This window comes from Candidatus Methylomirabilota bacterium, from assembly GCA_035764725.1.
Lineage (GTDB): Bacteria > Methylomirabilota > Methylomirabilia > Rokubacteriales > CSP1-6 > DASRWT01.
The window spans coordinates 1-7,735 of the sequence record DASTYT010000139.1 but is presented as its reverse complement, the minus strand read 5'-3'; the positions used below and the strand labels follow the sequence as shown (position 1 = coordinate 7,735).

At 67.7% G+C, this 7,735-nt stretch carries 5 protein-coding genes and 2 pseudogenes; 3 read left to right on the top strand and 4 right to left on the bottom strand.

The window, feature by feature from the left end; all coding sequences use genetic code 11:
- The first annotated feature begins 459 nt into the window (after window positions 1-459).
- Complete coding sequence (locus VFX14_23105; protein HEU5192579.1) at window positions 460-2,835, top strand: hypothetical protein; 2,376 nt, start codon at window positions 460-462, stop codon at window positions 2,833-2,835.
- A gap of 7 nt (window positions 2,836-2,842) precedes the next feature.
- Here VFX14_23105 and VFX14_23100 read toward each other — a convergent pair.
- Window positions 2,843-3,533: pseudogene (locus VFX14_23100) on the bottom strand (alpha/beta hydrolase).
- Between the two features lie 176 nt (window positions 3,534-3,709).
- Between VFX14_23100 and VFX14_23095 the strand changes: the two are divergent.
- Complete coding sequence (locus VFX14_23095) at window positions 3,710-4,333, top strand: gamma carbonic anhydrase family protein (protein HEU5192578.1); 624 nt, start codon at window positions 3,710-3,712, stop codon at window positions 4,331-4,333.
- 30 nt (window positions 4,334-4,363) lie between these two features.
- Here the strand turns inward: VFX14_23095 and VFX14_23090 are convergent, their stop codons facing one another.
- Together VFX14_23090 and VFX14_23085 are read right to left on the bottom strand one after the other, a co-directional pair.
- Window positions 4,364-5,194 carry an alpha/beta hydrolase gene (locus VFX14_23090; protein ID HEU5192577.1) on the bottom strand — a complete coding sequence of 277 codons (831 nt, stop codon included), beginning with the start codon at window positions 5,192-5,194 and terminating at the stop codon, window positions 4,364-4,366.
- A 46-nt stretch (window positions 5,195-5,240) separates the two neighbouring features.
- A complete protein-coding gene (locus VFX14_23085) occupies window positions 5,241-6,023 on the bottom strand; it encodes an SDR family oxidoreductase (protein HEU5192576.1) in 783 nt (260 codons plus the stop codon).
- A gap of 114 nt (window positions 6,024-6,137) precedes the next feature.
- On the opposite strand from VFX14_23085, the pseudogene VFX14_23080 reads away from it, so the two are divergent.
- A pseudogene (locus VFX14_23080) lies at window positions 6,138-6,728 on the top strand (sigma-70 family RNA polymerase sigma factor).
- Here VFX14_23080 and VFX14_23075 read toward each other — a convergent pair.
- Window positions 6,656-7,735 (bottom strand): HAMP domain-containing sensor histidine kinase (locus VFX14_23075; GenBank protein HEU5192575.1); only part of this gene is annotated, 1,080 nt, incomplete at its 5' end. The pseudogene VFX14_23080 and the gene VFX14_23075 overlap by 73 nt on opposite strands.

Genomic DNA, 7,735 nt, shown 5'->3' with positions numbered 1-7,735 from the left:
CCCGGCGAAGAGGGGCGAGTGCGCGAGGAACGGGGCGCGCCGGGCCTGCTCGGGGTCGATGGTCCAGGCGAGCCATCGGGGCAAGCGGCCTTCGAGTATGGCGTGCACTACCGCGGGGGGGCGCCGGGGCGCGAGCGGGGTTGCATCGCGCAGAATCCTGTCAGAGCGGGCCGGGGAAGTCAAACTCTGGGCGGGCGTCCTGCACTCCGGGCGCGAAATGCCCTGCGCGGGGATCAGCGTCGTCAACGCACCGAGAAGGCAGCGGAAAGCGGACTTGTCCCCCCTGGGACCTCGCGCCATGCCGCGCCCGACGGGCAGCCGGCGCGCGGGCCCCGGCCATCAAGAGCCGGCACCGGCCCGCGCCCGCACGATTGCAAGTCCGCCAGCTTAGCTCTTCGTGCGGGAGCGCGTGCCGCGCGTGGCGTGGACGTTGCACTGCGATCGGTGACGGGAGGGCCCATGAAAAAAGGCGAGAACGCTCCCCCGACCCCGAAGGCCCCGCTGCGCCGCACCCCGCCGTTCCCTCCCCGCCGCGACTACTCCTCGCTCTCGGTGCGCGATCTGGTGGAAGCCCGCGAGGCCTACCACGTGCACCTCTCGAGCTTGGACCACGTCGTCGGGACCGCGATCGGCCGCTATCTCATCCACGAGAAGGACTGGTACGCGGAGCACCCGCCCAATCATCCGCGCCCGGCCAACGTGGGCAAGGTCAAGGAGCCTCGCACGTTGAGCAACACGGTCGTCCGGCCCTGGTCCTGGCCGTCCGTGCTGGTCTTCGTGCGAAAGTGGCACGTCGATCACGGGGCCGGCGCGGAGGCGGTGCCGAGAACGCTCTACCTGCCCGACGGGCGCGTGATTCCGACCTGCGTGATCCTGGCGCCACCCGATGAGGATCCGGCGCCGCCGATCATGACGCCTCCGTCACCGGCCAGCGGCCTCCTCGGCGGGGGCTATCCCAGTGTCCGCGATCATCAGGGTGCGCAGAGCCTCGGGACCATCGCCTGCCTCGCGCGCAAGGACGGCGCGTACTACGCGCTCACCAACCGCCACGTCGCGGGGGGTGACGGCGAGGAGGTGCGCGCCTTCGTCCATGGCGGGTATGAGCGCATCGGCCACGCCACCGGCCAGTCCGTGGGACGACTCCTGCTGCCGTCGGTGTTCCCGAGCTGGCCCGCCCATCACACGTATCTCATGATGGACGCCGGGCTCATCCGCATCGACGACATCGAGGACTGGACGTCCCAGGTCTTCGGTATCGGCGAGGTCGGCGAGATCTTCGACGCCACCGAGCAAACCATCACCCTCGATCTCATCGGCCTCCCCGTCCGCGCCTTCGGCGGGCAGAGCGGCGTCATGGAAGGGCAGATTCAAGCCTTGTTCTTCCGCTACCAATCGCTCGGCGGCTACGACCAAGCCACCGACCTCCTGATCGGACCTCGCAAGCACGAAACGCACGGCTTCGAGGTCACGCCCCTCACGCAGCCGGGTGATTCGGGCTCCCTCTGGTTCTACGACCCGCCCGAGACCGAGGTCGTGAAGGATCCCCACCAGGACCTGGGCAGCGACCCCGTGCCGGCGGAGCGCCCCAACCGTGCGCGGCGCCTGCGGCCCATCGCCATGCAGTGGGGAGGCCAGCGGCTGAAGGGGCTCGACGGCACACCGAGCGCCTTCGCCCTCGCCAGCTTCCTGTCCAGCGTCTGCCGCGCCCTCGACGTGGAGGTGCTGCGGAACTGGAGCCTCGGGCACGACGAGTACTGGGGAAAGATCGGCCATTTCGCCATCGGCTGGAAGGCGTGCGACGTGGCGAGCGGCCCCGTCGGCGCGCTCATGAAGAAGAACCAGAAGCACATCGGGTTCGGTAACGCCGAGCTCGGCAAGGGCTCGGAGTTCCGGATGGGGCGGAAGGGCTTCGTGCCGCTGGCGGACGTGCCCGATTACCTCTGGATCACGTCCCGCGGCGAGGACAACGAGCCGATCCAGCACTTCGCGGACATCGACATCCACGACATCAACGGGGGACCCTCGCTCCTCGAGCAGTGCGTGAAGGATCCCAAGAAACTCTCCGCCAAGACCTGGAAGACCTACTTCGATGGCTTCGCCAAGGCCGGCGTCGGCCCGGAGGAAGGCTGCCTCCCCCTCCGCGTGTGGCAGATCTGGGAGGCCATGGTGGCGTACCTCCGCAAGGGCGACGTCCTCCACTTCGTCGCCGCCGCGGGCGTCATGGCCCACTACGTCGGCGACGCCTCGCAACCGCTCCACTGCTCCTACCTCCACCACGGCGTGCCGCCCATGGTCACGGTGAAGGGCCGCAAGTATCCGGTGCCCCGCAGCGACAAGCGATTCAAGGCCTTCAAGAAGACGCGCGCGGCGCAGATCCACGGCATCTACGAGGAGACCATGCTCGAAGTCGATCCCCTGGCGGCGCTGACCGCGATCGACGCCGACCTCGCGGCCCGGCCCAAGGGCACGCGCAAGATCGGGAGCGGCCACGACGCCGGCATGGCCATTGTCCGGCTCATGCGCGCCTCGCAGGCGCGGCTCAAGCCGATGGCCATCATCAACGCCGACGACCCGTCCCTGGGCCCGAAGACGCGCGCCAAGGCGCTCTGGGGGAAGCCGGCCATCCAGAAGGCCACGGTCACCTCGCTGGCGGACAGCGTGGTGCTGCTTGCCCGGCTCTGGGAGACCGCATGGGCCAAGGGCAAGGGCGATCAGATCCCGAAGTCGAAGCTGGTCGATTTCGGCGAGAAAGGGCTCGGCCCCGTGCCTCGCGAGACGGACTTCCTCGCGGCCATGGATCTGGCCGGGATGGTGAAGAGCAAGCAGTTCGACTGAGCCCCGCCTACGAGCTCAAGAACGCGAGCAGGTCCTCGTTGATCTGGTCCTTGTTCACCGTGCACATGCCGTGCAGGATCAGCGTGGGGATGTCGATCTTCTTGAGATCCTCGGTGAAGTCGGTCTCCGAGAAGGCCTTGATGCAGTCGTAGGCGCCCTTGAACCCCCGCCATCATGCCCTGGAGCCAGAAGGCGTCGCGCACGCCCTGCGACACCTTCGCGCCCGGCCGGTTGGCGCCGTAGAAGAGCGTGGTGAGGTCCTTGAAGAACTGCGAGCGATCGGTGAGCACGCCGGCGCGGATCTCGTCGAACACCGACATGGGGAGCCCGCCGGGATTGTTCGGCGTCTTCAGCATGAGCGGCGGCACCGCGCCGATCAGCACCGCCTTGGCCGCGCGCTTCGTGCCGTGGCGCCCGAGATAGCGCGCCACCTCGCCCCCGCCGGTGGAATGGCCGATGTGCACGACGCTCTCGAGGGCGAGGGCGTTGACCAGAGTGGCGAGATCGTCCGCGTAGGTGTTCATCTCGTTGCCGTCCCAGGGCTGGCTCGAGCGCCCGTGCCCGCGGCGGTCGTGGGCGATGCAGCGGAAGCCTCGCGCGCCCAGGAAGAGCATCTGGTCGTCCCACGCATCCGCGCTGAGCGGCCACCCGTGGCTGAAGACGATGGGCTGCCCGCAGCCCCAGTCTTCGTAATAGATCTATGTCCCGTCCTTCATGGTGACGTAGCCGATGGGTGCCCTTCCTTTTGAGCAGAACGGTTGACGATGCTGGCGGCAGGCGACCCCTGAGAGGATCGGCCCGCCGGCTTCGCGCGTCAAGCGATGGCGGGGCGCCCCGGCCCGGCGGTATCGTCCGAGCGAGGAGGGACCATCTCATGCGAGTGGAGCACGGCGGCCGCGGGCCGCGCATCGAGAGCAGCGCCTGGGTGGCGCCGACGGCGGTGGTGTCGGGCGAGGTGATCATCGGGCCGGGGGCGCGCATTCTCCACGGCGCGGTGCTCACGGCGGAAAGGGGCCAGTCCCTCACCGTCGGCCGCGAGTGCGTCGTGATGGAGCACGCGGTGCTGCGCGCGGCCGGGCGCTGGCCGCTCACGCTGGGCGAGCACGTGCTGGTGGGGCCGCACGCGCACCTCTCTGGGTGCGCGATCGGCGCGGGCTCGTTCATCGCCACCGGCGCCATGGTGTTCAACGGCGCGCGCCTGGGCCCCGCGTGCGTAGTGGCGCTGGACGGCAAGGTGCATCTCCACACCGAGCTGCCCGAGGGCGCGTTCGTCCCCATCGGCTTCATCGCCATCGGGCGGCCGGGGCGCGTGTATCCGCCGGATCAGGCGCCGGCGGTGCACGAGGAGCTGAACAAGGTGGGCTTCATGAAGGAAGTGTTCGGCGTGGAGACCGCCGGGCGGTCGCGCGGCGAGGTGATGGCGGAGGCGATGCACCGCTACGCGCGCGGCCTCGGCGCGCACGCGGAGGATCGCGTCCTGCCCGACCCCAACCCGTAAAGGCCATCACCGCGCTCACAGCTTGTCAGTTCAGCCCTTGATGAAGGCGAGAAGGTCGGGATTGACCACGTCGGCGTGCGTCGTGCACATCCCATGCGGGAACTTCTCATAGACCTTGAGCGTGCCCTTCTTGAGAAGCTTCACGGAGAGCAGCGCGGAGTCGGCGATCGGGACGATCTGGTCATCGTCGCCGTGCATGACGAGCGTCGGCACGTCGATGATCTTCAGATCCTCAGTAAAGTCGGTCTCCGAGAACGCCCGGATGCCGTCGTAGTGCGCCTTCGCACCGCCCATCATGCCCTGGCGCCACCAGTTCTCGACCACGGCCTCGGACACCTTCGCGCCCTGCCGGTTGTAGCTGTAGAAGGGGCCGCGCGCGAAACCCCAATAGAACTCCGCGCGGTTGGCGGCCAGCTGTTGCCGGAGACCGTCAAATACCGCCATTGGCAAGCCGCCCGGATTCGCGGCGGTCTTCACCATGACGGGCGGTACGGCGCCGATCAGCACGAGCTTGGCGACGCGGCCCTTGCCGTGGCGGGCGACATAGCGCGTCGCTTCGCCGCCGCCGGTCGAGTGGCTAATGTGAATGGCGTCGTGTAGATCGAGCTGCGTGACCACCGCCGCGGCGTCCGAAGCGTAGTGGTCCATGTCGTGGCCATCACTGACCTGGGTGGAGCGGCCATGACCGCGGCGGTCGTGCGCGATGACGCGATACCCCTGCTCCAGGAAGTAGAGCATCTGCGTGTCCCAGTCGTCGGCGCTGAGTGGCCATCCATGATGGAAGACGAGCGGCTGCGCGGTCTTGGGACCCCAGTCCTTGTAGTAGATCGTCGTACCGTCCTTCGCCGTCACCGTGCTCATTTGCGTCCCTCCTTACTCTGACTCATGTCTCTTCTCCCGCCGCCCGCTATCGTGTCGTAGGCGGGGTTTGCCGTGCTGACCGCTCGAGCCAGTCCTTGAAGCGCGTTTCGCCGAGGCGAGCGCCATCGTTCGCAACGAGCGTGCGCTCGCCCAGCGCCATGCCAAAGTAGGGTGCCTGCGGATCCGTGATGACCTCGCGCGGATCGTTGCGGGCGCTGAGGGCCTGGCGAATGAGGTCGTCGAGACGGAACTGTTCGGGGCCCCCGACTTCAACTATGCCATTCACGGGCGATCCCGTGGCGACTCGGGCAACCGCAGCGGCGACGTCGTCAGCGGCCATGGGCTGGATGAGTACGGGGGTCAGGCGAACTCGGTTGCCCTGGGTGGCGTCGTCGGCGATGCTCTTGACGAACTCGAAGAACTGCGTCGCGTGGACGATCGAGTAGGGGATCGAGGAGGCCTCGATGAGCTTCTCCTGAGCGAGCTTCGCTCGGAAGTAGCCTCCCATGCCGCCGAGCTTGGAGAGACGGTCCGTTCCAACCACCGACAGTGCGACGTGATGTCGCACGCCTGCGGTGGCCTCGGCGGCGAGGAGGTTCCGATTGGACGTCTTGAAGAACGCCGTCGCGGCCGTTTCCTCGAAGGACGGGGAATTCGAGACGTCGACGACGACCTGGGCCCCCTTTAGCACGTCGGCAAGTCCTTCGCCGGTCAGGGTGTTGACCCCTGAATTCGGGGACGCCGCGACGGCCTCATGTTTTTGCTCACGCAGCTTTGTTACGAGCTTTGATCCGACGAGTCCGGTACCGCCAATCACGACGATCTGCATGCTGCGCCATCCTTTCTCCGGAGTATCTTTGATCCCGGATCCAGTGGAGTCTCGATCCCGCTTCACGGTGCTTTGGTCTCGCGGGTGGGCCGGTTCGTTACGTCGGGGGCCAGGATGAGCAGTGGAGGGAGCGCCTGCGGAGCCGGAAGCACTGCTGCGTACGCCGAGTACAGCCTGATCGAGGCGCTGCGCCACCGTGATGAGGACGCGTTCGACCGCCTCGTCGACCACTACCACGCGAGCCTCCGCCGCATGGCTTGCCGCTACGTCTCGAATCGCGCCGTCGCGGATGAGGTGGTGCAGGAAACTTGGGTGGCGGTGATGGAGGGCATCTGCGCCTTCGAGGGCCGCTCGTCACTCAAGACCTGGATCGTTCGCATCCTCATCAACCATGCCAAGACACGTGCGCTACGCGAAGGGCGAACGGTGCCATTCTCCGGCATCGGTGTCAATGGCGTCGGTGGGCCCAAGGCCGCAGTCAGCCCGGAGCGCTTCCTCCGTGCGGACCACCCGACCGCGCCCCGCCAATGGGCAACTCCTCCTCGCGACCTCGGAACCTCCCCGGAGGGTCGACTCCTCTCTCGGGAGGCGCGCGAACGGCTCCAGAAGGCGATCGACGCGCTCCCGACGAATCAGCGGATCGTGTTGACCCTTCGGGACGTCGAGGGCTGCTCGACCGAGGAGGTGTGCCATGCGCTGGGTATTCGGGAGACCAATGGGCGGGTGCTGCTGCACCGGGCCCGGGCCAGGGTGCGGGCGGCCCTCGAGCCATATATGGGAGGAGCGTGAGGCTGGCCCTCGCCGCCGCGTCGCGACCCCGCTGACCGCTCAGCCCTCGCGGCGCACTGGCAGGGTGAACGTGAAGGTCGAGCCGCGTCCGGTCTCGCTCGTGACCCAGATACGCCCGCCATGCGGGAGAGGGCCAGCCCCAGCCCGGTACCCTCCGCCTTCTTGTCCGCCGTCCCGACCTGACGGAATTCCTCGAAGACCTTCTCTTGATCCTCCGGCGCGATGCCGATGCCGGTGTCGCTGACCGAGACCTCGACGCTTGCGTCCCTGGGCACGGCCGTGACGCCGATGCGGCCGCCTTCCGGCGTGAACTTGATCGCGTTCGAGAGGAGATTCAACGCCACCTGGCGGACCTTGCGCTCATCGGCGCGCACTTGACCCAGGTTCCCATCCAGCGTGGTGTCCAGGGCGATCCCCCGCCGCCCCGCCCGCTCACGCACCAGCATCACGGCATGCTCGAGGGCCGTGGGCAAGTCGAAGTCGGTGAGCTCGAGCTCCATGCGGCCCGCCTCGACCTTCGAGAGATCGAGAATGTCGTTGATCAGCGACAAGAGGTGCTGGCCGGATGCATGGATGTCCTTGAGGTACTCCTCCTGCTTTGCGTTGAGCTCGCCGAACATGCGCTCCGAGAGCACTTCCGAGAACCCGAGGATCGCGTTCATGGGCGTGCGCAGCTCGTGGGACATGTTCGCCAGGAATTCGCTCTTGTGCTGGCTCGCGGCCGCGAGCTGGCGATTGGCGACCTGCAGTTCGTTGAAGAGGCGCACGTTCTCGATCGCGATCACCGCCTGGGCGGCGAAGGTCTGCAGCAGAGCGAGCTGCTTGTCGGGGAAGGGCCCGGGCTCGGCCCGCGTGACGGTGATCGCGCCGATCGGCGTCTCGGCCCGCAGCATGGGGACCGACATCGCGCTCCTAAAGTCGGC

Coding starts and splice junctions, on each gene's coding strand:
- VFX14_23105 (HEU5192579.1), top strand. CDS start 460: ATGAAAAAAGGCGAGAACGCTCCCCCGACCCCGAAGGCCCCGCTGCGC.
- VFX14_23095 (HEU5192578.1), top strand. CDS start 3,710: ATGCGAGTGGAGCACGGCGGCCGCGGGCCGCGCATCGAGAGCAGCGCC.
- VFX14_23090 (HEU5192577.1), bottom strand. CDS start 5,194: ATGAGCACGGTGACGGCGAAGGACGGTACGACGATCTACTACAAGGAC.
- VFX14_23085 (HEU5192576.1), bottom strand. CDS start 6,023: ATGCAGATCGTCGTGATTGGCGGTACCGGACTCGTCGGATCAAAGCTC.